This is a genomic window from Litorivivens sp., from assembly GCF_057445395.1.
The window spans coordinates 37,496-61,237 of the sequence record NZ_JBVBUV010000010.1 but is presented as its reverse complement, the minus strand read 5'-3'; the positions used below and the strand labels follow the sequence as shown (position 1 = coordinate 61,237).

Genomic DNA, 23,742 nt, shown 5'->3' with positions numbered 1-23,742 from the left:
ATGGCGAATATCGACGCAGTACTGTTTGATTTTGGCGGCGTATTTACCCTGTCACCCTTTACCGAGTTCGATGCCATTGGTCAGCGGATGGGGGCCAAGCCGGGACAGATCCACGAGATCATGTTTGGCAGCTACCACGAAGACGGCGACCATCCCTGGCATCAGGTTGAGCGCGGCGAAATCTCTCTGGATGAGTGTCGCTCGGCGATTCTTGCGCTGGCAGAAACACAGCATGGTATCGCGCTGGATATTTATGAAATTTTCGGCGCCATGCCCCGCGATGGTGGCATTCGCAGAGAGTTTGTCGACAAAGTGTCTGAGTTGAAGGCCCGTGGCTTAAGGCGCGCCATCATTACCAACAACGTTAAAGAGTTTGCCGATGGTTGGCGTTCGCTGCTGCCGGTGGATGATCTGTTTGAGCTGGTGGTAGATTCCTGCATGGTTGGTCTGCGTAAACCCAATCCGAAAATCTTCGAGTTGACGCTGGATCGCATGGGAATTGATGATCCGTCGCGCGCTGTCTTTCTCGACGATTTTGGCGCCAATATCGATGCCGCCCGGGCATTGGGACTGCAGACGGTTCACGTGACTGACGATATTCCAGCGGCGATCGCAGAGCTGGATGCGTTGCTGAGCTGAAGAATGTTGTTGCCGGCCAGCCTACCGAACGACGACCTGGCCGCGATAAATCTGTTTGCTGTGTTTTGCTTGCGCAGGCTCTGCGGTCGGCGTTGCTTGCTTGCTGATCTTTTGCCCGCGGTAGGTTATTTCTGTTGAGCGTGTTTGTGCTGCGTGTTCAGTTGTGTCCACACTTGATGCATAAGGTATGTCCGTCAGCCGCATCAGTTTGGTAATGGTATTGCGGGTAAACGGGTTGCGGCTGCGGTGCCCGATATCACCAAGACTCAATAGCAAATCCGGATCCGCGAGCCGTATCCTCACCCCGAACTCCGACTGAATGGGCAAGCGCAGCTGCTGTAGCAGTGCCACCATCTCATGGCTGTAAAACATAAAGATTCCTTGCGCTGTACGGTAGAGCGATCGGCACAATGCCGTCGACAATCTGTAATTGCAGCAACAACCATTCAATCTGCAATCACACCCAGGGCTGGCCGGAGTAACGCAAGAAGTGTTCCAGCGCTAAACGGTGATAGCGACGGGCTGTGGTTGTAAAAACTGCCCGCTCGCGGGGCAATGTTGGAATAGCGCACCAATTTGGTGGTATGTCATGCGATGCAGGGTTGGTGCGAATCGAGAGAAGAGAGGAGCGTGGACGAAAACGAAATGGGGGGGCAGCCATCTGCCCCCGAGCGTGTATCAGCCTAGGCTGTCTTCCGCGACAAAATACTGCGGATCCTCAATCACGTTTACTTCAACCAGATTGCCGGCTTTGCGCAGCAGCTTCTTGCATTCGGTGCTCAGGTGAACCAGATGCAGAGTTTTGCCAGCGTTGAGGTAGCGTTCTGCCAGTGAGTCGATAGCTTCAAGGCCCGAGTGGTCAGCAACGCGCGAGCGAGCAAAATCGATAACCACATCGTCCTTGGCTTCTTTCGGGTCAAACTGCTCTAGGAAGGACGTTACTGAACCGAAAAACAGCGGCCCGATAACAGCGTATACGGTTGAGCCTTTGTGATCTTCGCGCTTCTCGACACGAATATGCTTGGCGTTTTCCCAGGCAAACACCAGGGCTGATACGATAACGCCAACCACAACAGCTACGGCGAGGTCGGTGGCGACGGTAACGGCAGATACCAGCACCAGTACCAGTGCGTCCTGCTTGGGCACTTTATGCAGGATGCGAAAGCTACTCCACTCAAAGGTGCCAATCACCACGATGAACATAACGCCGGTCAGCGCTGCCAGTGGAATCTGTTCGATCAATGGTGACGCAACCAGGATAAACGCCAGCAGAAAGAGCGCGGCGCTGATGCCGCTCAATCGACCGCGACCGCCGGAGTTCACGTTGATCATGCTCTGGCCTATCATCGCGCAACCGCCCATGCCGCCGAAAAAGCCGGTGACGGTGTTGGCCACACCCTGGCCGATACATTCACGGTTACCGCGACCACGGGTTTCGGTAATTTCGTCAACTAGGCGCAGCGTCAGCAGCGATTCGATCAGGCCGATCGCGGCGAGAATTACCGAGTAGGGGAAAATAATGCTCAGGGTTTCCCAGTTCAGCGGCACCATCGGGATATGAAAGCTGGGCAGGCCGCCGGCTATCGAAGCGACATCGCCGACAACGCGGGTATCGAAGTTCATGCCAATGACCAGCAGGCTCACCACGACAATCGCGGCCAGTGAAGAAGGAATGGCGCGGGTCAGTTTTGGCAGGAAGTGAATAATGGCCATGGTCAGTACGACCAGACTGAGCATTGTGACCAGGTCGTTACCGCCCATCCAGGCAATATCAATTACAGAGCCTTCCAGCGAAGTGCCGGTCAGCCAGCCTGCTTCGCCTGGGTTGCCAAACTGCTGCAGTTGCGCAAGGAAGATGACGATGGCGAGCCCGTTAACAAAGCCCAGCATAACCGGATGGGGCACCATGCGGATAAACTTGCCGAGCTTGAATATACCCGCGCCAATCTGGAGTATCCCCATCAGTACGACAGTGGCAAACAGGTATTCCACACCGTGATCTTTCACCAGAGCAACCATGACCACAGCGAGCGCGCCGGTTGCACCGGAAATCATGCCCGGTCGGCCACCAATGCAGGCGGTAATCAGGCCCACCATAAAGGCGGCATAGAGGCCTACCAGGGGTTCAACGCCGGCGACAAAAGAAAACGCGACGGCTTCGGGCACTAGGGCCAGGGCCACCGTCAGACCAGAAAGCACGTCGTTTTTGGTTGAAGCGACGCGACTGGGAGAAATTTCAAACATGAATTACCCACGCTGTAACTACTGTATGAAGCCGTGCCACGGCACGGAAGAAAACCTATCGGCAGGAGTGGTTATTATTTCGGCGAAAGGAAAGGTCGCGTATTTTACGGCTTAGCGCCACTGGTTACAATGTAAACAATAGCGGAGGGCAGCGTGTGAGCAAGGCATACCATATCTCAGAAGACCAGTTTGTACGCGCTAACTGGCATGCCCAGCGTGGCCGACGTGGGGTCTTGGTGCTTGCGCTATACGCTGTGCTCGCGTTATTCCCGCCCGTGATGGGCTTTGCTTCGGCGGCCATAACAGCCACCGTGGTTGTGGCCGTGCTACTGGCGGTGTTCTGGCAGATAGTGCTGCCAGGTATTCACCGTTGGCGTTATCGTCGACTCTATCGACAGAATCCTCTGCTGCACAAAGAACAGCGGCTGAACATATTGCCCACCGGGTTTGTGTTGAGCTCAGACAACGGCGAATCTCGCTATCAATTGGCAGAACTAAAGAAAGTCGCGGTGCTGGAAGACATGGTGCTGGTTTACCCGACGACTACCCTGTTCCATATCATTCCCGTCGACCTGTTGGATGATTTTGCGCTGGCACAGTTTCGGGGGCTGGCCTGAAGCGGTCAGGGCTCAGGTGGTGTTTACGGGGCGCAGCAGCGGAATAAGCGCAAACGCCAGGCCAATGACCGCCATAATCGTTGCCAGCGCGGTGTTGTAGCTGCCAGTGGTTTCATTTACCCAGCTGATAAAAGGCGCGCAGGCGACGATTAGTGGCACCAGCAGTGGGTTCATCATGCCCATGACCTGGGCAAATTTCTGCTGGCCGAAATAGCTGCCAATCAGCGCGCCCCAAACCGGTATGGCGCCGCCACTCGACAGGCCAATAAACGCTGCAGCCGTCAGCATCAGGTAAAAGTCGGGATTTCCCCAGAGCAAGGCGCAGGCAATAATCAATGTCGCCAGCGGCAGCATCAAAGCCTTGCGCGGGCCGAGCGTGTCTGCGGAAAGGCCAAACAGGATTTTTCCAATTACGCTGAAACTGGCGGCCACCGACATCAGCCAGGCGGCGGTGGTGGGGCTTGTGCCTTGATCTACCGCCATAGGGATCAGGTTGATCGTCAGGCCATTAAACCCTGCAAAACAGATACTGATGCAGATGCCAATCAGCCAGAAATCTCGACTGGTCAGAATCTCGCGCCAGTGATTGCCGGTCGGCGCCGGGGCCGGTGCGTCTTTTGCGGCTTCCGGTCGGTCCCGGTACCAGCGCAGAATAACGGGCAGGGCCGCCAGCGTAATACAGCCCAGTACCGCATAGGCCGCACGCCAACCGTGAGTCACGATGACCCAGGTAATCAGCGGCGGAAACGAAAACGACCCGAAGGACATGCCAATGGCGGCAATGCCCAGCGCCTTGCCGCGACCCGCTTCAAACCAGTTGGACACCGAAGTGTTGGCCGCCAGTGCGCCAAACAGGGTGTTGCCGACGCTCCAGCTCACCGCGTAAATCACCGCGATATGCCACCATTGGTTAATGGCTGTCATCGCGAAAAAGCCCAGGCTAAGCGCGATACAGCCCAGCATAATCAGCTTTTTCGGGGAGTGGCGCGACAGCCACAGGCCGGCAAAGGGAGATATGAATCCTGAAGCGATCATCGCGATACTGGCGGTTACACCCAGAACCTGCGCACGCGACAAGCCAAATGCTTCACTTAGTGGCAGCGCAAACACGCCGTACAGCGCATTGGTGCCGCCAGTGACAATCGCGTGCATCATCATCGCCAATGCCACGATAACCCAGCCGTAGTAAATGCCGTTGTTTTGGAGAGTCGTAGGGCGCACGGGTTTGTTCCTCGCGAATTCACGGCACTGTAACAGCTTGGTAAGATCAGGCAGCGTGACCATTCGTTAAGATGCGCTCAGACAACTCACCAGAGGAATTCACCGTGGTTGAATACGATTACGTCAAAACCAAACGGGCCGACGTAAAGCCCATTCCGCAGGAACATTTTGGCGCCATAAAGAAAGTCATGAAATGGGTTACCGCCGCCAATGTCTGGGTATTTAAGAAATCGAAGGGCCGACTCTGGAAGAATTTCCCGGGCGGTTATCCGATCTGTGTGGTGGGTATGAAAGGCGCCAAAACTGGCGCTTGGCGGGAGATTGCCCTGATCCATCTGCCCGAAGGCGATAATGTCTATTTGGTGGCCTCGCAGGGAGGCATGGACCGGCACCCGGTGTGGTACCACAACATTGCCGCGAATCCCGATATCACCGTGATGTTTGGCGGCAACACCCGCAACATGCGTGCGCGACAGATCAGTGACGAAGAAAAAGCCGCCGCCTGGCCCCATCTGTGCTCCCTGTACCCGGATTTCGACGAGTACCAGGCCCGCACAGACCGCAATATCCCCGTGTTCCTGTGTGAACCCGTGAAATAAAAAGACGGGGTCGTATCGAGTATTTTTTGAGCAGTCCGTGCTGTTTGGTTTTGGTTGCCGGTTTGTGCGGGTATTGCCAACGGATAGCGCAGATAGAGAGGCCTTACTAAAAACCTCGATGCGACCCCGGTTTTTTTCCCCTAGCTTTCTGTTCAGAACTGTCGCTGTGTCCGTCACACCTGGTATCACCCCGTTCAGGAGATACCGAGATGAAAAAGACATTCGCGTTAACCGCACTGGCACTGGCTCTGGCAGCTTGCACCGTCAATCAGGACGATGCCGCGACGGTTCTTCCCTCCGAGCCCGAGGCTCAAACTGCCGTCACCATCGATGAGGATGCCAGCTCGGCACCGGAAAAACGTGAGGTTGCCGGTAAGGGGGCGGGAAAGCTGCAGCCAAAGTCGATGATGGCCGATTCCAGCCACCCGGTGGCCGCGCAACGTCTGGCGCCGTCTATTCACCCGCAAGGTCACTACCATCATCGTTTGCCGGATTACCACCTGCCACCGCAGGGTGATCGTGAGCGCTACGAGGGTACAGCAGATAATCCGGTGAAGCGGGTTGTCGACGATCCGCTGTCTACCTTCTCCATCGACGTGGATGCGGCTTCTTTTACGGTGGCGCGACGGTATCTCAACGAGGGGCGCCTGCCACCGGTAGACGCGATTCGCACCGAGGAAATTATAAATGCACTGGCCTACCAACCCTTGGCTGGTCTGAACAAGGCACGGCCGGTGGGTGTGGAAACCCGCATTTTCAGCGCGCCCTGGAATACCGCAACGCGTCTGCTGCAAGTTCGCCTCAATGCCTGGGAGCCGCAGGCGACCGAACTGCCCGATAGCAACTATGTGTTTCTGATTGATGTGTCCGGCTCTATGCAGGGCGAAGATCGGATCGGCCTGCTCAAGCGAGCCTTTGCGGTGATGCTGGGCAAACTTAAACCTACGGATACAGTTGCGCTAGTGACCTATGCCTCGGGCTCACGCACGGTGCTGGAACCTACCAAGGCGAGCGAAAAGCAGGTTATTCAGCAGGCTCTTGCGGCGCTGACGGCAGGGGGATCAACCCATGCCAGTGACGGTATTCAGCGCGCCTACCGGCTGGCCGAACAGGCATTGATAAAAGGCGGCAACAATCGCGTGATATTGGCTACCGACGGTGATGTGAATGTGGGATTGCAAGGCGATGCATTGGTCGACCTGATCGAGACAAAGCGTGATGCGGGTATCTATCTCACGGTGCTCGGTGTTGGTCGCGGTAACTATATGGACGCCCAACTTGAGCCGCTGGCCAATAAAGGTGATGGAAACTATTACTATCTTGACGGTTTTAAAGAGGCGCAGCGGGTGCTGGTCAATGGCCTGAAAGGCACCGCATATACAGTGGCAAAAGACGTAAAGTTACAGGTGGAGTTTAACCCCGCTGTGGTCGCTGAATATCGTCTGATTGGCTATAACAACCGGCAGCTGCAACATGCGGATTTTAATAACGATGCCAAGGACGCGGGCGACATCGGTGCAGGCCACAGTGTAACTGCTCTATACGAAATAACCCTCGCCAACAGCGGCTTCCGATTTATCGACGATCGCCGGTATGGTGCGACCCGCCTAGCTCACGGCAATACCAGCGAGCTGGCTCTGGTGAAGCTGCGCTATAAGTCCCCTGAAGGCGGCAACAGTGTGCGTCGCGACCATGTGGTGTACAGCCGTGAATTAGCTGAAGTCCGGCAAGCAAACGCGGCAGTGGTGGCGGCCGGCTTCGCTGAGAAACTGCGGGGTTCATCCTACGTGAAGGGTATGGATTGGGCCGGCCTCCAGTCGCTGTTAGGCGCGCTGGATCTGTCTCGGGAAAATCACACAGACCTGAAAGAGATGGTCGAGATGGCAGCGGTATTGGCGGCGACAAACGGTTAGACAGGCCACGCTCAGGCGCAGGACTGAGGTGCTGCGCTTTTTACTGCGTGAACCGTAGTAATGCAGCGTCTGACCAACTTGTAATGGTTATCACATCGCCAAGCCTGCACTGTGTACAAAAACAATAACAGGGCATCAGGCGATGAAACGCATTTTTTGGATGTTGGTGATTGGTGGTACCGCGGTGGTGGGCTTTCAGTGGTTGACCGCCCCCGACGTTGTCGACCCACAGCAGCGTCGCCAGCTTATGCGTGAGCGTTACTACAGCACACCGGCGGTACAGCCGCCGTTTGCGACGGAAACTCGCGAGCCCTGCAGCAATCGGGTTGCTCACAAGCAGCCGTTGTTTGGCGATTTGCACGTGCACACGGCGTACTCGACCGACGCCTACGCTTTTGATACCCGGGTAACGCCGACTGAAGCCTATCGTTATGCCAGAGGCGGGGCGGTGCTTTTGCCGCCATTGAATGGCGATGGCATGGGAACTCGCGTGTTGCGTAATGAACAGCCCCTTGATTTTATGGCGGTGACCGACCACGCCGAATATATGGGTGAAGGAAGTCTCTGTCTGGATCCGGCGCAGCAAGCCTATTCCACACTGGTATGTAAGGTTTACCGGGGTGATCTAAAGCCGCCGGTGTCGCCGGTAATGCAGCCCCTTATCCGTATGCTTGCCTTCGTCATATACGGTAAAGAAAGGCCTGCCTCGGTGTGTGCGGCGGATGGCAGCGCATGTATAGAGCGCAGCGAAAGTGTCTGGCGAGATATACAGCTGGCCGCAGAACTGGCTTACGACCGCAGCAGCGAGTGCCGCTTTACCAGTCTCGTAGGTTACGAATATTCGCTGGCCGAAAAGTCCAGCAACCTGCACCGCAACGTTATTTTCGCTAACGCTACTGTGCCGCCCCTGCCGCTGAGTGCCAAAGAAGCGCCGCAGCCGTCGTTGCTTTGGCAATGGCTGGCGCAGACCTGTCTGGATAGCGCTACCGGATGTGATGCGCTGGCTATTCCACACAACAGTAACTGGAGTAGCGGGCGTATGTTTTTCCCTGAATACCCGGGGGCAGAAACACCAGCCGAAAAGCGTGACGCAGCGGTGTTGCGTCAGCGCATTGAGCGTTTGGCCGAAGTGATGCAGGTGAAAGGTGATTCCGAATGTCGACGTGGTCTTTATGGCGTGGTTGGCAGTGCTGATGAGCAGTGCGACTTTGAAAAGCTCCGCGCGCCGGATGAAGCGGCAGAAGATTGCCGCGATGGTGTCGGTGAGGGCGGTATGATGCTCAAGGGTTGTCTGTCCCGTTTCAGTTATACCCGCTATGGTCTTACACAGGGGTTGGCCGAACATAAAAAACTAGGGGTGAACCCTTTCGAGTACGGGCTCATTGCGTCTTCGGACAGTCACAATGCGACCGGTGGTGACGTAGATGAAGAGCAATACGATGGCGCCCACGGCATGGATTCCGATGCCGCAAAACGCCTGATCAAGGAATACGATGTGCCCGGTGGCATTGCGACCGGTTCGCCCCTGCGCTACAACCCCGGCGGCATCGCCGGTGTCTGGGCCGAAGAAAATTCACGACAATCCGTTTTTGCCGCGCTCAAGCGCCGGGAGACCTTTGGCAGCAGCGGCCCAAGAATTGTGCCGCGCTTTTTCGGTGGCTGGGATCTGCCCGACGACATGTGTGGTGAGGATTTGGCGCGGCAGGGGTATACCCACGGCGTGCCAATGGGCGAGGTGTTGCCGCCCAAGCCTGAGTCTTCCGATGCACCGGCTTTTGTTTTATCTGCGCTTAAAGATCCCCGCGGGAACCAACTGCAGCGTTTGCAGGTGGTGAAAGGCACGATGCGCGACGATGGGCAGATGCAGGAAACGGTATACGACGTGGCGGGTTACGCAGCGGGTGAGGCAAGTGTCGATACGGCCACCTGTGCGGTCGCCGGACCGGGTCGGAGCAGCTTTTGTACACGCTGGGTTGACCCGGATTTTGATCCGGAACGCGCTGCTGTGTATTACTTGAGGGTGTTGGAAAACCCGAGTTGTCGTTGGAGTGCCTGGCAGTGTTTGCGCGTTGAGGGCGAGCGGCCCGCTGCCTGTGGCGATCCCGATATACCGCAGATCATTCAGGAGCGGGCCTGGACTTCGCCTATTTGGTACTACCCAAACACGTAGTTGCAAGCATCTCGCCCGAGGTGAGCTGCCATACGTGCCCCTACCCGGCGCCGTTTTCAGCCTCTGGTTTACGTAGCAGGCTCTCCCGCGTCGCCTCAATTAGCAGTTCATAATCATACTTGCTGACGGTAAAGGTTTGCGCTCGATCACTGCGTTGTATTACGTGGTCGTCGCCATTTTTCCAGAAACGAAATTCGTAGTCGCTATTGCCTGCTCGTACTGACAGCACGAGCTCGGCGTCGCCTTCGGGTTTATCGGCTATACCCTGCACCCGCAGGTTTTCCAGTGAGCGTATCAGTGCTTGGACTCGGTCAGGGTCCAGTTCGTCCTCGCCGGCATCTGCCAGGTGCCAATCGCTGTCGGTTTTACGCAGATGGTAGTCGGGTCCATTCAGCTCGGTTATTGCCGACACGGCGATCAAGCGCTTGTCGAGCCAGTCTTCGTTTTGGCTGGGAAAGTCGTAATTTTGCAATGGGACGCTGTACACAGCTGTTTCATCGGCTCGCCGAAGGTGGGTTTGTCGATAGCCGGGTGAAGTGCCGAGGTAAAACTCGATCGACTTGTTGCCGTCCTGCCAAAGACTGACATGACGCTGAAACTGTTCAGGCGCAACCTCGAAGCGTTTGTGGCTGGAGGCGGTCGTTGTCTGCGGCCAGCGGGTTTGGGTCTGCTTCAGTTTGCTGAGCAAGCCTTCTATCTTGCTGGTGTTGGCTGGCAGGTTGTCCAGGTCTGGCAGGCGCCATTCTCCGTTTACCTTAGCTACATCGGCGCGATGTTTGCCGTCGTCAATCACCAAGCGTTCAGGAAGGGTGCCCGCGCTGAGCAGCGGGCGGCTCTCTGTCTGGTCTTGCGACTGGTTCGACGCGTATAGCGTAAGGGCGATCACGATCTGGAGGCCGAGTAGAATACCCAGCCAGAATAAAGCTTTTTTCATGGCGTGCCTCATACGTTGATAATCAATTGGCGATAGCGGTGTTCACGATTGCGTCTGCGGTGACGCTGCACCAGGGCAATGGTTATCAGAGCAAAGCCGGCAAACGCGTAGTTCAGGTATTCCCAGAGCATTTGTGTGGTTGTGCCCATAGGGGGAAGGGTGCGGTTAAAATGACCGCGTCCGCGGATACTCAGCAAACCGCTGTCATCCAGCGCCCACTCGACAGTGTTGGCCGCCAGCTGCAGGCTGTTTAGGTACTCGCTTCGCGCAGCGCTGGAAGCCAATCCGATAGCCTGATCGCTCAAGAAATCGTTGGAGCTGAAAATGATCAGTCGTGCGGATTCCGGTGAATGCTTGATGGCTGCGCTCGCAGTGATTGCATCATCAGGGTTTTGTGTTGTGGCCTCATTGCTTGCCTCGTCGTCTGCTGTTTCGGGCGTTAGCACAGGCGAATCCTTGTCTGCAAAGTATGATGTGAACCTCCCTGTCAGGCTGATCCCGAGTACTTCACTGCCGGTTTCGTCAGTTGGGGTGAAGGTGCTGGTGCCACTTGAGTCGACGTTGGGCATGACATCAGTCGAGTCGGACAGCCAAGACCCGGGGGAACTTTGCAGTAGATTTGTCGCGGCTAGTCCACTGGTTTCGTCCAGCGAGACCTTGATCGGTGAGGCCCAGGGGACCGTCAGCTGCAGCAGATCAGCTGTGACGGGGTGCTCCTGATTGAGCCCAGAACCGCGCAGATCGATAAAATACGGATAATCGAGCATACGCAATTCCTGTAGCTGAAAGCCGCCGACAGTGCGCGTGACAGGAACTGGCAGCGCTGCGTTTTGTTTGTCGAGCACCAGTGCGTTATCAATGTGCACGCCGTGATGCTTCAGCCAGTCATCCAAGCCGGAATTTACCCGACGCACTGACAGTTGTCGGCCGCTTAGATCCGATCTAAATGGCGAGCTAGCCAGCACCACGGTACCGCCCTGCATGAGGAACTGATCAACGGCAAACAGGGCTTTAGCGTCGAGGTTTTCCGGTGCAGCCAGAAATAGTAGGTCGGCGTCACCGGCTACTGCCCCATCGCTGAGATCTTCGCGCTTGACCTTCATTTCCTGAGATAGAAATTGCTCAAGCTGGCTAAACCGGCTGCCGTAACGGCTGTATTGAGGTGCGGCTTCAGGAGCGACGAAGGCAACAGTTTTAGTAAAACCGCGCGCAAAGCGTTTGATGCCCGCTTCCAGGTTACGACGAAATTCATTTTCGCTCAGATCACCCAATGGAATCTGCACATGCTGATCTTCGTCTGACAGCACCATGTAAAAGTAAAAACGTTCGTCGCTAAACAGGCTGGTGGTCATGGGCTGGAACCCGAAATCTTCAGCCAGCTGGTTTTCGAGATCGTCGGCAGTCGGATCGACAATATTGATGCTGAAGCGACCATTGGCTTTATTGGCCATGCTATCGACAACGCTGCGCACCTGTTTGCGAAATTCCCGGAGGCTGTCGGGCAGCAGTTCGTTGCTGGAAATGTAGGCGGTGAAGGTCAGTTGGTCTTGAACCGTGTCAAAGAGGTTGCCACTGGCCTGATAGCTATTCTGCACTTTGCGAATAGCCCGGGTAATATCGTGCTCCGGATTTCGCAGCCGTACGTCGAGGTCAGTTTCTGAGCCTGAACGAACTTCGATGAGATCCTGAAAGCCCAATACCTCATGTTCGTCCCCATATTGCACCAGCACATTGAAATAGGAACTCACAATAGCGGCTTCGTAGCGGTCTGCTACCTGAAACGGGGTGGGCTGAATGCCGTAGCGCTGGTTGGCTTCTTCCTCTTGTTCAGGGTTGCGAGCAGGGTCAATAAATTCCACTCGCAACCGGTCACCTCCAACTACCGCGTATTCACGCAGCAAGTCTTTTAGTTGTGGTGCCAGTGGTGCTAGTAGGGGGTGTGTCTTGGCGCTGAAATAGCCGCGCAAAAGCAGAGGCTCTTCGAGTCGATCGAGATAGTTCTCGGTGGCCTGCGACAGCGAATACTGATTGCCTTCGGTGGCATCTACCCGCAGCGGCAGCTGTCCTATCCAGAAGTTTGCTGCTAGAGCGTTCAATGCAATGAGTGCTGTCATATTTCGCCAATAGCGGTGATGACTGGAGCGGCCTGTATTGGTCCAACGCTGACGTTCCAGCACGAAGGTGTTCAGTACCAGAAATACGACGATCAAGCTCAGGTAGTAGTAAAGGTCGCGAAAATCGATCACACCGCGGGTAATGGAATCAAAGCGAGACCCGGTACCGAGACGTCGCAACCACTCGCCGAGCTGTTGGCCTGCAAAATCGGTAAGCGCTGGATTGCCCAGCATATAGAGTGCAGCGCAAAGGGCTGTGGCGCTGATCAGGCTGACAATGGGGTTGTCACTTCGGGCAGACACAAACAGACCGATGCTGAGATAGGTGGCGCCGAGCAAAAAGGTGGCAAGGTAGCCTCCGAGTACCGGCCCCCAATCGAGGTCGCCCATTAACGCCACGCTAAATGGGAGCGGCAGAGTGATTAGCAGAGCAATCAGCAGTAGCGCGAGGCAGCCAGCAAATTTACCAACGACAAAATGCCACAAAGGTACGGATTGTGTGAGCACATGTTCGATTGTGCCGCTGCGTTTTTCCTCACTCCATAGCCGCATAGTAAGCGCGCTGGCTAGAAAAATTAACAAGATAGGCATCCACTCAAAGAGAGGGCGCACATCGGCGATATTCCGGGCAAAGAAAGCTTCTCCCCAAAAAAACACAAAAAGGCTCACGGCCGCAAAGGTGGCAAGAAAAAGCCACGCCACAGGTGAGGCGAAAAACAGCGTGATTTCCTTTTGTGCTATGCGCTTTATCGTGGGCAGATGTCGATCAGGCTGCATTGCTCTGTGCCTCCTTCTGCTGAACCTGGTTTTGTTTAACTGATTCACTGCCGGACGCGGCTTGGCTTACTTCCCGAAACAGCGTTTCCAGATCACGGTGTTCGGCCTGAAGCTGGTAGAGGTCTGCGCCGGCGTTTATCAGCTTGCGCGACAGCTCCGCGCTGACTGGGGTCAGGTCTGCCTCGCTATGCAAGCGCAAGCGAAAACGCTGCTGTATACCCGTCGGGTTGAGAGTCTCAATATGTTCTATGCCGGCGATGTCGTTGCTGGCGATGTTGAGATCGTTCATCGTGGCAGACGTGCTCACCAGTAGATGATTGCTGTGGCGCAGGCTGTCCAGTTGTTCGTCGACCTTGAGTTGGCCCTGGCTGAGAATCAGCACGCGCTCGCACAGTGCTTCTACCTCTTGCATGATATGAGTGGAAAGAATCACCGTGGCTTGTTGCGCAAGTTCGCGTATCAGCGCACGCATATGTTCGGTTTGGGTGGGATCAAGGCCGTTGGTGGGTTCGTCGAGTATCACTAGCTTGGGGCGTCCGAGCAGCGCCTGTGCCACGCCCACTCGCTGGCGATAGCCTCGCGACAGCGTATTGATGGCGGCGAGCAGCTTCTCTGTCAGTTCTGTTGCCCGGACAACCCGGCGGATTTCTTCAAACTTGTGATTGCCTCGCAGGCCTTTAAGTTCAGCGGCGTAGTCGAGGTAGTCGGCCACCGACATCTCCGGGTAAACCGGGAGATTTTCCGGCAGGTAGCCCAGCTGTGCCTGAATGGCTTTGGGGTTTTCGGCCAAGCTGAACTGGCCCATGCGCACACTTCCCGTGCTGGGTTCCAGGTAGCCGCTTAGCATTTTCATAATTGTGGTTTTACCGGCACCGTTGTGGCCTAGCAGGCCGACAATCTCGCCGGGCTCAATGCGGAAGCTCACCTTGTCGACCGCAACAAAATCGCCGTAGTGACGGCTGAGCTGGCTGACATCCAGCATAAATCCTCCTTCGCTTGGTTGAACGGATTGCAGGGCCGTTCAAAGCGGCGGAGGACGGGCGGGCCGGGGCATGTTGTTAGTCGTCTGGCAAAGCACCGTTGTTGTCATTTTCGTTCAACCACACACCGAGACTGAGTAGCTAGTAGAGCCTTGTTCCGGTTGACTATTGAATTGTTCAATAAATAGGGACGGTTTTCTGGAGTTCAATACCTCGATGTTTGTCCGTATGATGGATTTTTTGTGAAGGAGAGCTCCATGGCCTCAACCCTGAACCTGATCGGCTCGCTTGCCGCCTCCTCTGCGGCATTGTGGCGTGGAACCATGAGTCGACCAGCGGCGCGGCAGCCGGTTAAAACCCTTCAGCTCTATGAAATGGAGAACTGTCCATACTGTCGGCTAGTGCGCGAGGTGCTGACCGAGCTTGAGATTGATGTCTTGATCTATCCGTGCCCGAAACGCGGCGAGCGCTTTCGGCCCGAAGCAATACGGCTGGGTGGGAAGGCGCAGTTTCCCTTTCTGGTAGACCCCAACACAGACCTCCAGCTCTACGAATCGGCAGATATCATTGCCTATCTCTACACCACCTACGGGGAGTGCAAGATTCCTTCAATGTGGCGACTGAAACTGGTTGATACCACGTCGTCCATGCTGGCCTCGGGGCTGCGCACTACCAAGGGCATGTTTGCGCGACCTTCCTCTCCCGCGCAGAAGCCTTTGGTGCTGTGGGGCTTTGAATCGAGTCCTTATGCGCGATTGGTGCGTGAGCGCCTGTGTGAATTGGAAGTGCCTTATATTATTCGCAATATTGGTAAAGCCCAGTGGCAAGACTTTGCGCTTACGCCTATTCGCAATCGGCTATGGCCGGACTTCGAGCATCTCAGCGAGAACCGTCAGGCCCTCAAGGCGAAAACGGGGCAGGTGATGGCGCCTTATCTGGAAGACCCGAACTCGGGGGTGTCGATGTTTGAATCGGATGAAATCATCGACTACCTGGACGAAACATACGGCCGACTGACCTAGTTGGGCAGCCATAAAACCGTCACACTGTTCTGCTAATGTCTTCGCCTCCAACATATGGCTTATGTTTGAGGTAGTGTTGTGCCCATTAATCGTCGCGCCTTTCTTTCTCGAATGGGGCTTGCAGGAGCGGGTGTTGCGACGCTGGCTGCCTGCAACGACTCCGGCAGTTCAGGCGCCGCGCCGGCTACTGAGAATGTGCCCGACGTTCTGACCTATCGCGCCACTGGTCGCTTACAGGTGTCTGATACAGGCCGAAATCTGAGCTTTACTGTCGAGGACTCGAATTTCCCGGGCGATACCGCGCCGCTGGACGCTCAATTTGATATTGCCGTGCATGGGCTGATGGTCGACAGTATGTTCTGGCGCCACCGGGTGGGGGAGCGCGATTACCTGATGCAGTGGCTGCGTGTACCAGCGGAAAAAGCGGCGCTGACCGTTGACGGACAGTGGTTGAATAGCTTTGGTTTTCAGCTGACCCTGAGCGACGGCGCGTTTGCGCTGAGCTGGTCAGGGCAGGGTGCATTGCCCAATGGTTTTGCTGGTCAGGATGATTTGTCCGAGCAGCCCTTCCAGCAGGGTGTCGCTGCTGGTGATCCCGGCGCCAACTCACTGATTCTCTGGACTCGGCTGGCCTCAGCCCAGCAGGTTGACTGGGAGGTGGCGCGAACGCCGGATTTTGCGCAGCTTGTCGCGGCGGGGAAAACGGTTGTGCGCAGCGAGGCTGACTATACGGTAAAGGTTGTTGCCACTGGCCTGGAGCCTGATCAGACCTACTACTACCGCTTTCAAACGGCGTCCGGCGCGTACTCGCTAGTCGGGCGGGCGCGAACCCTGCCCGAAGCAAGTGCACAGGTGGAGGGGCTAACCTTTGCCGTGGTGTCCTGCGCCAGTTATCCCCATGGCTACTTTATTGGCTACCGCAATATTGCACGGCGCGATGAAATAGACTTTGTTATCCACCTCGGCGACTACATATACGAGTACACCGAAGCCCAGTACGGCAACGACGCGGTGGTGGCTCAGGGCCGCACCTACGCCAGTGATAATCAGGTCGAAATTGTCACTCTGCAGGACTACCGGGCCCGCTATCGCCGTTATCGCGAAGATCCCGATCTGCAAATGCTGCACGCGCGGTTCGCATTTATCACTACCTGGGATGATCACGAAACCACCGACAACAGTTTTGACCCGGATGGTCGAGGTGCCGGCGGCGGCGCGGTAAATCATAGCCCTGCAACGGAAGGCGAATGGGAAATCCGCAAAGCCACCGGCGTTCGGGTCTACAACGAATGGATGCCAATCGCCGATATTGCAGACCCCTTTGATCCGCAGATTCACCGCAGCTTTGTGTTTGGCCGTCTGCTGGAGCTGATGATGCTTGATACCCGGATAGGTGGCCGCCACCAACAGCCCGATATTGTCCACGAGGATTATCACGATGCGAATCGACGACTGCTAAGCCCGCTGCAGGAGGCTTGGCTGCTGGAACGACTGGGCAAAGCTAAAGGTACCCGTACCTGGAAGATGCTGGGGCAGCAAGTCATGATGGCTCCGTTTCAGGGGCCGCCCCTGCTGGCTGAGCAACCTTCTTCCCCACCCTCCGGGCCAGTCTCGCCGGAATGGGTAAACGTGTTAAATACCGATGGCTGGGACGGCTATGCCGCCAGTCGACAGACCCTGTGGGATGCTATTGAGAACCAGCAGATTGATAACGTGGTGGTGCTCACCGGAGATATTCATACTTCTTGGGCTATGGAGTTGCAGCAGCCGGTACTGGTCAATGCCGCCGTGCTCAATACTAACCCCGGGATTGAGCCGCTGGTAGAGCTACAGGGGCCAACCTATGGCGTGGAGTTTGTAACCCCCTCGATTACCTCGCCGGGGCTGGAGGCAGCGGTGCCTTCCGAGACGGGTATCACCGCACTGGAAGAAACTCTCAAGCTCTATAACCCCCATATCCATTACAGCAACTTGAGTGAGCGTGGCTACGTGGTGCTGGAGGTGACGCCGACGCACTGCCGCGCCAGCTGGTATCACCTGCGCGACGTAACGGATTCGGAGAACGATGGTGAAGTGCTGGCGGCGCGCTATCGTGTGCGAAATGGTGAAAATTCCCTGCAGGCGGAGCCCCTTTCCTGACGGCAGACGCTATGTTGCAGTTTTCGGGTAGAATGACGCCGCTCTTCTACTCTGAAATCTGGATTACTTATGTCGCAGTTTGAGAACGTCACTATTATTAAAGCCGCCAATCTTTACTTTGAGGGCAAGGTCAGCAGCCGCACGGTGCTATTTGCCGATGGCAGTCGCAAAACCCTCGGGCTGATGCTGCCCGGTGAATATACCTTTGGCACCGAAGCCGCCGAGGTGATGGAGATTCTGGCCGGTCAGCTTAAAGTGCGTCTGCCGGGTGAAGACTGGAAAAACATTGTCGGTGGCCAGAGTTTCGATGTGCCCGCCAATGCCAAGTTTGATTTGATTATCGAAGCGCCAACCGATTACTGTTGTACTTATATCGAATAATCCGGGTCTTCGCTTGCGACTGTTCTGGTTACTGAATCTTGCCTCTGGCTTTTTGATACTCGCAACCCTGCTGCCGCTGTGGCGGCGGGAAGTGTGGTGGGTGCGGGGCTGGGATTTTCCGCGCTTGCAGTTGGCGTGGCTGGCCGGCGTACTGCTGCTGTTACAGATTGCGTTGCTGGACATCACGTCAACCCTGGGGCTGGGGCTTATTTTTGCCACTGCCGCCTGCCTGGGCTATCAGCTCTGGTGGATCTTTCCCTATACCCCGCTAGCGCGTCGGGAAGTGCTGTCCAGCGATACATGTGATGAGCGCAACAGCCTGGCCATGCTGACCGCCAACGTGCTCACCACTAACCGACAGGCCGCGCGTTTTCTGGCGTTAGTTGACGAGATGTCGCCAGATATCGTGGTTACTCTGGAGTCTGATGCCTGGTGGCAGGATCAGCTCGACGCTCTGGAGCCACGCTATCCCCATACACTGAAATGTCCGCTCGATAATCTATACGGTATGCATGTGTATTCCCGCCTGCCGCTGCACGACGCGCAGGTGGACTATCTGGTGGAAAACGATGTTCCCTCGATGCACGCCATGGTGGAGTTGCGGTCAAAGCAGTATGTGCGTGTGCACTTCCTGCATCCAGCGCCGCCGAGCCCGACCGAGAATGAAGCCTCATCGGAGCGAGACGCGGAGCTGATCATGGTGGCCAAAAGCCTGGACGGGTATCGCAAGCCGGTGGTGGTTACTGGCGATCTGAACGATGTGGCCTGGTCCGAGACTACGCGGCTGTTTCGCAAAATCAGCGGACTGCTCGATCCTCGTGTAGGGCGCGGTATGTACAACACCTACCACGCGGGCCTGCCGTTGGTGCGTTGGCCGCTGGACCACCTGTTCCACAGCGAGCATTTTACCGTACGTTCTCTGCGACGGCTCGCACCCTTTGGTTCGGATCATTTTGCGCTCTACGGGAAACTGGTGCTGGACAGCCGTTACGTAGGTGAGCAGGACGGGCTGGAGTCTGACAAAGACGATGAGGCCTGGGCCGAAGAAAAGCTGGCCCAGGAAAATGTTGATCCGTCAGACGTCCCCGTCCCTCGCGTCTGAGCGCGCAGCTTGCAGAGCTTGCTTGAGCAGGCGTTCCAGCATCATCAGGCAGGCGATGGGAATAAGAAAACTAACCCCGAATCGTAAAAATAACAGCCAGCCGGTGACCGACCAGTCGCCTTCTGTTGCCGATAGCGCCATCAGAATGAGCGGCCCGAACACAAACACCAGCGTCGGTACGTAACGCCACAGATAATAATCGCGACTGGCAGAGATCTTCTGGTCGGAACGCCGATAACAATACAGTGTTATCAGTACAGTGCCGATGCCTACCATGATGCTGTAAAAGGTGCTGAACAGGCCGCTCATCACCGTCAATACAGCGCCGAGCAGTAGGCTGATAAGAGCAGTCGAGGTGAGTGCACGCAGAATCTTTAGCTGTTTAGTTGTCATCGATTCACCTCTGGTTGGCCCGATTGTGCCGCGCGGATGGGGTAATTGTTGATCCAGTGCACGTTTTCATTGTGTATGGTGGCAATAAGCCCCCCAATGTCAAGGACATAGGCTTGAAAATTCAAGGAGATAATGCGATGTTAGCCCGCAATCCAAAAACTGTTCACAGTATGTGAAGATGGGGGTTGTCATGACAGCTTTTAAATCGCTTCCAGGGATGCGTGGCCTTGCGGTGGCGGCTCTTCTGGTTGGGTCGGTGCTACCCGCGCTGGCGGAAAATAACTGGTACGTTGGTGTTGAATACGATCGGGTCAATCTCGATGACTCGGAAGGTCGCCTGTTCACGCAGGGACAATTGGCAAACGGCAGCCTGTGTCTGCCTATTATCAACGTTGATCCAAGCGGCGGTACCTGTACGTCGACACTCGGCACGTTTGAAGATATCGAAACCAAATTCGACGATGACAACGGTTTTGCCTTGTCATTGGGCTATGATTTTGAAGGTCTGGTGCGTGTCGATATCAGCGCCAAACGTATGAAAAACGAAATCAGTGAGATCGGTGGCGTAAAGGTGAGCACTGGCGAGATCGAATCTACCTCGCTATTGAGCAACCTTTGGTTTGATTTTAATCGTAAGGGTGTTGTTCAGCCGTATGTTGGTTTGGGCGTAGGCGCAAGCGAGATTAAATCTGATGATGGCGACGATACTGTGTTGTTCGGACAGGCTGGTTTGGGTTTGAACTTTAAAGTTTCTGACGAATTTATGATTGATCTTGGCGGTCGTTATTTCGACAGCCGCCAACCCGAGTTCGATAACTCGACCATTGAATACAGCGGTACCAACCTGGTGTTAGGTGTGCGCTTTAATTTCCCCGGTGAAGTGCGTGAGCGCACGGTGATCCGCTTTATTGATTCTGACGGCGACGGTGTTGCCGATAGTCGCGATCAGTGCCCGGGAACCCCGCCGGGTACACCGGTAAACGAAAATGGCTGCGCCGACCTGGATGGCGATGGTGTCATTGATCCCCAGGATCGCTGTCCAGGCACCCCGCTGGGAACGCCGGTTGACGAGTATGGCTGTTCTGACAGCGATGGCGACGGGATCGGTGATCATCTGGATTCGTGTCCCAATACTCGCGCAGGTGAATCCGTTATGACCAATGGTTGTGCGGTTCAGCAGTCAGTGATTCTGGAAGGCGTTAACTTCGGGTTTAATAGCGCCAAACTGCAGGTTAATGCGCAGCGTATTCTGGATCTGGTGGCCAGGTCCTTGCTGGATTCGCCGAGCTTCGTGGTTGAGCTGCAGGGTCATACCGATAACGTAGGTACCGATAGCTACAACCTGATGTTGTCCCAAGATCGGGCCAACGCGGTCAAGGCTTATCTGGTGGGTCGCGGTGTTGCCGCTGACCGGATGGTTGCCCGCGGCTATGGTGAGCGTCAGCCCATCAAGGACAACAGCACCGAGGAAGGTCGCGAGCGTAACCGTCGCGTTGAGATGAAGGTGCTGGCAGAGCGATAAGCCCATTTGGTTCATTGCGTGTGTCTGCGAGCACATAGGCATAAAAGCCCTCTTAGGACGGCTTTTTTTTGGTTCATCGTAAAGCGAGGTGGATAGGCTATGGTGTTATTGGCGCACGCTTATACCGTTGCATAGCGATGGTTGAAGCACTCGATTTCCACTTGACGTTAAAAGGGTCGCTAATCGGAGATCCCGGCGTGCCATCGGTGATTGCGGTTTGTGGTGCTGCCTAACGTCAGTCGGCTTTCACAAATTCCAGTAAGCGATTATTGGCCGGCATGGCGTGGTCATGTCGCAGCGAAATATCCTGCGCCAGCGCTAGCTCGCAGATCCGTTCAAAATCTCGAATACCGCTGCCGGGGTCACGCTGTCGCAGCCATTGATCAAACTCAGCATTGCTGTCACTGGTGTATTTGCCTTCATAGTTGAAGGGGCCGTACAGGCAGAACGTGCCGCCGTGGCGCAGTACACGGCCCAGACCGTGAAAAAACGCTTCGACCTGATGCCAATGCATAATGTGAACCGTGTTAGCGGAAAAAACAGCATCAGCGCTGCTGACCGGCCAGGGCGCACAAACCTCCAGCTCGATGGGCGGCAGCAGATTGGGCAGGCCGGCATCCTCGCACCAGGCACGGATGCCCGGTAGGTAGTCCGATTGATCTGACGGCTGCCAGCGTAGATGGGGTAACTGCCCGGCGAAGTGCGCGGCATGCTGCCCGGTACCACTACCCACCTCGAGTACGTACTGACAGCCGGCAAGTGCCTCGCGCAGCACGTTCAGGATGGGGGTTTTGTTGTTTTCGCAGGCCTGCGAGAAAGGTTTGTTCATGAAAGGCTTGCCACCACTTGGCGAATCTGACTATAAAGACCGAAACCTTAAACATAGCTCAAGGACGTGTCACGTGTTAGTCAGCAATATTGAGATTATTCCCGGCAAACGAATCGCCAGCCACCTGGGTTTGGTGCAGGGTAATACCGTGCGCACCAAACACGTAGGTCGAGATCTGATGGCGGGGCTGAAAAACATTTTTGGCGGTGAATTGAAAGGCTACACCGAGCTGCTCAACGACGCGCGTGAAGAAGCGATGCAGCGCATGATGCAGCAGGCCGAGGCGATGGGCGCCAATGCGGTGATCAACGTGCGTTTTTCAACTTCGTCGGTGGCTGCGGGTGCCGCCGAGCTCTTTGCTTATGGTACTGCCGTGGTGCTGGAGTAATTGGGGTGACTGATCTCGTTGTTTTTCTGGTACTGCTAACGCTGGGTTTTGTATTTGGTCGGCTGGCGGAATCCCGGCATTTTAAATCGATACAGAAGCGCGAGCGCGAGTTGGCGACGGTGCTTGCCTTCAGTGAGCGTCTGCCGCCGCCGACGAACACGCCGCGGCGGGTGGCGTTGGTGGGCGGCAATGTGGTGATATCGGTCGATTACTTCAAAATGATTGCCGCCGGATTGCGCAGCCTGTTTGGCGGTCGAGTGCGTTCGTTCGAATCGCTGGTGGAGCGTGCTCGCCGCGAGGCCCTGCTGCGAATGAAACAGCAGGCCCTGGAGCTTGGTGCGGCGATGGTGGTTAACGTCAAGCTTGAAACGGCGTCTATTTCCAAGGGTAGCAAAGGGCAGATAGGCGCCGTAGAAGTCTATGCCTACGGCACGGCACTGATCGATATAACCTGAATGAGCAACTACGAAAACCGGCCGGTTCCGGAAGGTATCAATTACAGCCAGGAAAATCCGCTAAAGGAATTTTTCCTGTTGCTGCTGGCAGCCAGCGGTGCATTGCTGGTGTTGCTTCTTATATTGTCACTGGCGGCGCAGAAGCTCGCGCCACTGGTGCCTTTCTCTCTGGAAGAGAAGCTCGTGTCACGTTATGCCGAGCAGTTTCCTGCCGCGCCCGAGAGCGAGCGCGCGCAGCTTATTGAAAACTATCTGCAGCAACTGGCTGATCAGTTGCTGGAGTCACAGCGTTTGCCTGAAGGCCTGAACCTGAAGATTCACTACCTGCCGTCGAAGACCGTCAATGCCTTTGCTACGCTGGGAGGCAATGTCTACATACTGGACGGGTTGTTAGAGCAAATGGACAGTGAGAATGCGCTGGCCATGGTGGTGGCGCATGAAATTGCTCATATCATTAATCGCGACCCGATTGTAGCCATGGGGCGGGGGCTCACGGTATCGCTCGCGCTGGCCAGTGTTGCCGGCCTGTCAAATTCCGGTGCGGCGGACTGGCTGATTCAGCAGCTGGGCCTGGCTACGGTGATGAGTTTTACCCGCGATCAGGAACGGGCAGCAGATGCGATGGCATTGGATATGCTGCAGGCACACTATGGCAACGTGCAGGGAGCCGGGCGGCTGTTTGCCGTTATGTCCGAGGGCGGCATCGCGCCTCCGGAGCTGCTCAGTACGCACCCACTCAGTGATAAACGTATCGCCGCCATTCAGGCCTACGCACAGTCGCATCCCCAGCAGGGGGAGCCTTATCCGCTGCCGGAGTTAATACAGCAATGAAGTACTGGTTGATGAAATCGGAGCCCGATGCCTTCAGTATTGATGACCTCGCTGCTCGCCCGGGAAAGCGAGAACACTGGGACGGTGTGCGAAACTACCAAGCGCGCAATTTTATGCGTGAAATGAAAAAAGGCGACACGGTGCTGTTCTACCACTCCAGTTGTGCCAAGCCGGGGGTAGTAGGGGTGGCCAAAATCGTGCGGGAAGCCTACCCGGATTCCACCGCCCTTGATCCCGAGTCTGATTACTATGATCCCAAATCAGACCCGGATAATCCGCGCTGGTTTATGGTGGATATCCAATTTCAGAAAAAGTACAAACAGCCCGTGAGTCTGGCCGCCATGAAGGCCAATCCACTATTGGATGGCATGCGACTGCTAAAGCGCGGCAACCGTTTGTCGGTGATGCCGGTTGAGGCAGAGGAATTCCAGATCATTCGGGCGATGGCCGCTGAATGATCTGAGTTTTCGCG

The 23,742-nt window shown here is 55.8% G+C and carries 22 protein-coding genes; 14 read left to right on the top strand and 8 right to left on the bottom strand.

Annotation, left to right across the window (positions count from 1 at the left end):
- Entirely contained in the window at positions 1-639 is a 639-nt protein-coding gene (locus AC222A_RS05225) for an HAD family hydrolase (protein ID WP_372747584.1), read from the top strand.
- Positions 640-660: 21 nt separating this feature from the next.
- Here AC222A_RS05225 and AC222A_RS05220 read toward each other — a convergent pair whose 3' ends face one another.
- The gene (locus AC222A_RS05220) at positions 661-1,011 is read right to left on the bottom strand and encodes a hypothetical protein (protein ID WP_486774701.1); all 351 of its coding nucleotides are present in this window, start codon (positions 1,009-1,011) and stop codon (positions 661-663) included.
- 306 nt (positions 1,012-1,317) lie between these two features.
- Positions 1,318-2,883: a SulP family inorganic anion transporter gene (locus AC222A_RS05215; protein ID WP_372747582.1), complete on the bottom strand. Its 1,566-nt coding sequence runs from the start codon at positions 2,881-2,883 to the stop codon at positions 1,318-1,320.
- 155 nt (positions 2,884-3,038) lie between these two features.
- Between AC222A_RS05215 and AC222A_RS05210 the strand changes: the two genes are divergently transcribed.
- Complete coding sequence (locus tag AC222A_RS05210) at positions 3,039-3,500, top strand: YcxB family protein (RefSeq protein ID WP_372758769.1); 462 nt, start codon at positions 3,039-3,041, stop codon at positions 3,498-3,500.
- Positions 3,501-3,512: 12 nt separating this feature from the next.
- On the opposite strand, the gene AC222A_RS05205 is transcribed toward AC222A_RS05210, so the two are convergent.
- Entirely contained in the window at positions 3,513-4,721 is a 1,209-nt protein-coding gene (locus tag AC222A_RS05205; RefSeq protein WP_486774700.1) for an MFS transporter, read from the bottom strand.
- 104 nt (positions 4,722-4,825) lie between these two features.
- On the opposite strand from AC222A_RS05205, the gene AC222A_RS05200 reads away from it, so the two are divergent.
- From AC222A_RS05200 to AC222A_RS05190, 3 genes are all read left to right on the top strand, one after another.
- Positions 4,826-5,320 (top strand): nitroreductase family deazaflavin-dependent oxidoreductase, encoded by a 495-nt coding sequence (locus AC222A_RS05200; RefSeq protein WP_372747579.1) that lies wholly within the window; start codon positions 4,826-4,828, stop codon positions 5,318-5,320.
- A gap of 209 nt (positions 5,321-5,529) precedes the next feature.
- Positions 5,530-7,233, top strand: a complete 1,704-nt coding sequence (locus tag AC222A_RS05195; protein ID WP_372810002.1) for a vWA domain-containing protein — start codon at positions 5,530-5,532, stop codon at positions 7,231-7,233.
- Between the two features lie 142 nt (positions 7,234-7,375).
- Complete coding sequence (locus AC222A_RS05190; protein WP_486774699.1) at positions 7,376-9,403, top strand: DUF3604 domain-containing protein; 2,028 nt, start codon at positions 7,376-7,378, stop codon at positions 9,401-9,403.
- Between the two features lie 40 nt (positions 9,404-9,443).
- Here AC222A_RS05190 and AC222A_RS05185 read toward each other — a convergent pair whose 3' ends face one another.
- From AC222A_RS05185 to AC222A_RS05175, 3 genes are read right to left on the bottom strand one after another with little or no spacing between them, the layout of a single operon-like run.
- Positions 9,444-10,337: a DUF4340 domain-containing protein gene (locus AC222A_RS05185; RefSeq protein ID WP_372748472.1), complete on the bottom strand. Its 894-nt coding sequence runs from the start codon at positions 10,335-10,337 to the stop codon at positions 9,444-9,446.
- An 8-nt stretch (positions 10,338-10,345) separates the two neighbouring features.
- On the bottom strand, positions 10,346-13,228 hold the full coding sequence (locus tag AC222A_RS05180; RefSeq protein WP_486774698.1) for a Gldg family protein: 2,883 nt from the start codon (positions 13,226-13,228) through the stop codon (positions 10,346-10,348).
- Positions 13,218-14,210 (bottom strand): ABC transporter ATP-binding protein, encoded by a 993-nt coding sequence (locus AC222A_RS05175; RefSeq protein ID WP_372748470.1) that lies wholly within the window; start codon positions 14,208-14,210, stop codon positions 13,218-13,220. Before AC222A_RS05175 ends, AC222A_RS05180 begins: the two co-directional genes overlap by 11 nt.
- Positions 14,211-14,465: 255 nt before the next feature.
- Here AC222A_RS05175 and AC222A_RS05170 point away from each other — a divergent pair, with 255 nt between their 5' ends.
- The 4 genes from AC222A_RS05170 (at position 14,466) to AC222A_RS05155 (ending at position 18,852) form a co-directional block, all read left to right on the top strand.
- Positions 14,466-15,230 (top strand): glutathione S-transferase N-terminal domain-containing protein, encoded by a 765-nt coding sequence (locus AC222A_RS05170; protein WP_372748469.1) that lies wholly within the window; start codon positions 14,466-14,468, stop codon positions 15,228-15,230.
- Between the two features lie 78 nt (positions 15,231-15,308).
- Entirely contained in the window at positions 15,309-17,369 is a 2,061-nt protein-coding gene (locus AC222A_RS05165; protein ID WP_486774697.1) for an alkaline phosphatase D family protein, read from the top strand.
- A 69-nt stretch (positions 17,370-17,438) separates the two neighbouring features.
- Complete coding sequence (gene ppnP, locus AC222A_RS05160) at positions 17,439-17,750, top strand: pyrimidine/purine nucleoside phosphorylase (protein ID WP_372758410.1); 312 nt, start codon at positions 17,439-17,441, stop codon at positions 17,748-17,750.
- Between the two features lie 13 nt (positions 17,751-17,763).
- Positions 17,764-18,852, top strand: a complete 1,089-nt coding sequence (locus AC222A_RS05155; protein WP_486774696.1) for an endonuclease/exonuclease/phosphatase family protein — start codon at positions 17,764-17,766, stop codon at positions 18,850-18,852.
- Here the strand turns inward: AC222A_RS05155 and AC222A_RS05150 are convergent.
- A complete protein-coding gene (locus AC222A_RS05150; protein ID WP_486774695.1) occupies positions 18,826-19,245 on the bottom strand; it encodes a hypothetical protein in 420 nt (139 codons plus the stop codon). The two genes, AC222A_RS05155 and AC222A_RS05150, sit on opposite strands and share 27 nt — an antisense overlap.
- 190 nt (positions 19,246-19,435) lie before the next feature.
- On the opposite strand from AC222A_RS05150, the gene AC222A_RS05145 reads away from it, so the two are divergent.
- Complete coding sequence (locus AC222A_RS05145; protein WP_486774694.1) at positions 19,436-20,767, top strand: OmpA family protein; 1,332 nt, start codon at positions 19,436-19,438, stop codon at positions 20,765-20,767.
- Between the two features lie 235 nt (positions 20,768-21,002).
- On the opposite strand, the gene AC222A_RS05140 is transcribed toward AC222A_RS05145, so the two are convergent.
- Positions 21,003-21,596, bottom strand: coding sequence for a DUF938 domain-containing protein (locus AC222A_RS05140; RefSeq protein ID WP_372748974.1), 594 nt, complete (start codon positions 21,594-21,596; stop codon positions 21,003-21,005).
- A 73-nt stretch (positions 21,597-21,669) separates the two neighbouring features.
- Between AC222A_RS05140 and AC222A_RS05135 the strand changes: the two genes are divergently transcribed.
- Genes AC222A_RS05135 through AC222A_RS05120 form a run of 4 tightly spaced genes read left to right on the top strand, consistent with a single transcriptional unit; the run spans position 21,670 to position 23,728 of the window.
- Positions 21,670-21,984: a YbjQ family protein gene (locus AC222A_RS05135; protein WP_372748973.1), complete on the top strand. Its 315-nt coding sequence runs from the start codon at positions 21,670-21,672 to the stop codon at positions 21,982-21,984.
- 5 nt (positions 21,985-21,989) lie between these two features.
- Positions 21,990-22,439 carry a YbjQ family protein gene (locus tag AC222A_RS05130; RefSeq protein WP_372748972.1) on the top strand — a complete coding sequence of 150 codons (450 nt, stop codon included), beginning with the start codon at positions 21,990-21,992 and terminating at the stop codon, positions 22,437-22,439.
- Positions 22,440-23,270 (top strand): M48 family metallopeptidase, encoded by an 831-nt coding sequence (locus tag AC222A_RS05125; protein ID WP_372758624.1) that lies wholly within the window; start codon positions 22,440-22,442, stop codon positions 23,268-23,270. It begins immediately after the preceding gene.
- A complete protein-coding gene (locus AC222A_RS05120) occupies positions 23,267-23,728 on the top strand; it encodes an EVE domain-containing protein (RefSeq protein WP_372748970.1) in 462 nt (153 codons plus the stop codon). Before AC222A_RS05125 ends, AC222A_RS05120 begins: the two co-directional genes overlap by 4 nt.
- Positions 23,729-23,742 lie beyond the last annotated feature (14 nt).